A 2,221-nucleotide genomic window follows, 5' to 3' on the forward strand; every position below is an offset into this window, starting at 1 on the left:
AAAGCTAGACGGATACCGATGTAACGGAGCGCCTGACCTAATCATTGAGATTGTGTCCCCTTCCAGCCGTAAACATGACTATGTGACAAAGGCCAGCCTCTACTTAAATGCCAACGTCCGCGAATACTGGATTGTAGATCCTGCCAAACAGTGTACCACCGTCTACCACTTTGAAGAGGACGCAGCGCCTACCATCGTGCCCTTTTCCATACCACTTACCGTTCATATCTTCAAAGACCTGACTATCACAGTCAGCGAACTGATCCAATAACAGCAAAAACCGCTCCTGCGCCAACAGGAACGGCTTCGTATTTGCAAAGTATATGATTACATTTTAAACTCCTCGAATTCAAGGAGATATATTATCAAAATACAAAGGAGGACTTATGAATCAGGAAGAGTTTGAAACCAGAGTAAAAGAGATTCATGAAAGAGTTCTGTCAAAAGCACTCTCTCCAGAAGAAGAAAATAACTACACTGAATCGCTTTTCGAATCTATTCGTCATATAAACAAATATGGTCAAGAATTTTGGTATGCGAGAGATTTGCAAGTTGCTTTAGAATATGCAAAATGGGGTAATTTTAAAAATGTCATACAAAAAGCAATTACCGCATGTGAAAACAGTCAAAATTCAGTATCGGACCATTTTGCCGACATCGGGAAAATGGTAAACATCGGTTCTGGTGCAGAACGAGAATTAGATGATTATGAATTATCTCGATATGCTTGCTACTTAATTGTTCAAAATGGCGATCCACGTAAAAAGGTCATAGCTCTCGGTCAATCATATTTTGCAGTAAAAACACGTCAGCAAGAGTTGATTGAACAATATGATAACTTATCAGAAGACCAAAAACGCCTTGCAATTCGCAGAGAAATGAAAGAACACAACAAATTGCTCGTTGCTGCAGCTAAAGAGGCCGGTGTCGAAACCAATCTTGAATATGCAGTTTTTCAAAACTACGGTTATATGGGATTGTATGGCGGTCTAAAAGCACAGGATATTAAAAACCGAAAGCATTTAAAGAAAAGTCAAAACATCCTTGACCATATGGGATACGAAGAATTAGCTGCCAATCTATTCCGTGCAACACAAACCGAAGCAAAACTCAAACGTGAGAATATTCAAGGTAAGTCTAAGGCGAATCAAACACATTACAATGTTGGCAAAGAGGTTAGAGATACTATCAAAAGACTAGGAGGCACAATGCCCGAAAACCTTCCTACTCCTGAGAAAAGTATCCAACAAATTGAAAAAGAACAAAAAAGACTTAAATAACCGCAAAAACCGCCCAGCATTGGCGTACCGAACGGCTTTTACATAGATTTCTCTTGCCAGATACTCCGGCTATGATAAATCCAGCTTGAACACCTGAATTATATCATTTCTGGTACATCCTGGCAAGGGGTGTATTTTTTATACCCAAAAATGTGCGACGTCGCAACAATAAGGAGGAATAATTATGGCACTGATTCAATGTCCGGAATGTCAGCTACAAGTCAGTGACAAGGCCCTGGCCTGCCCCCATTGCGGTTATCCGTTGAATCGAACGGTTATCCAGAACAATTATAAAAAACGTGCCAGACGAAAACGGCTGCCTAATGGTTTCGGAAGCATCACAGAAATAAAAGGCAAAAATCTGCGCAATCCCTTTTGGACTCGAGTCTGCGTTGGAAAAACAGAATTCAATAAACCCATACTGAAACCGCTGAAGCCCAAAGCTTATTTTCCAACTTACAACGAAGCTTATCAGGCCCTGATAGATTATAACCGCAATCCTTACGATCTTAAAGATGATATTCTCGTTGAAGAACTCTATGAGAAATGGATCGATGCTTACCTGAGCACCTGTGATGAAAGCTATGCTCGTACAATCACATCCGCCTGGGCCTACTGCTCCAGCATCTACCGGATGCGGGCAAAAGATGTACGGGCAAGGCATATAAAGGGAGTTATGGACGAAGGATACCGCATCGAAACGCGCGGAAAAAAGAAAGGTGAGAAGGTATTTCCCAGCGCCGGTACAAAGGCACGGATAAAATCTCTCTTTAATTTGATGTATGACTATGCACTGGAATATGAAATCGTGACCGTGAACTATGCCAGAACATTTGATATATCAGAAGATATTATGAAAGAAAAAGAAGCGTCGAAGCGAAGCCACATCCCCTTCTCAGACAGTGAGCTTAAAACCCTATGGGAAAATGTCGGGAAAGTGA

General features: G+C 41.2%; 3 protein-coding genes. All 3 read left to right on the forward strand.

Annotated features, from left to right (window positions below):
- Positions 1-271 (forward strand): Uma2 family endonuclease (locus tag Q0526_RS13010; RefSeq protein ID WP_298734338.1); only part of this gene is annotated, 271 nt, incomplete at its 5' end.
- A gap of 115 nt (positions 272-386) precedes the next feature.
- Positions 387-1,280, forward strand: coding sequence for a DNA damage-inducible protein D (gene dinD, locus Q0526_RS13015; RefSeq protein ID WP_298734341.1), 894 nt, complete (start codon positions 387-389; stop codon positions 1,278-1,280).
- Positions 1,281-1,464: 184 nt separating this feature from the next.
- Positions 1,465-2,221 (forward strand): zinc-ribbon domain-containing protein (locus Q0526_RS13020; protein WP_366522108.1); only part of this gene is annotated, 757 nt, incomplete at its 3' end.

Source organism: uncultured Subdoligranulum sp., assembly GCF_937890665.1.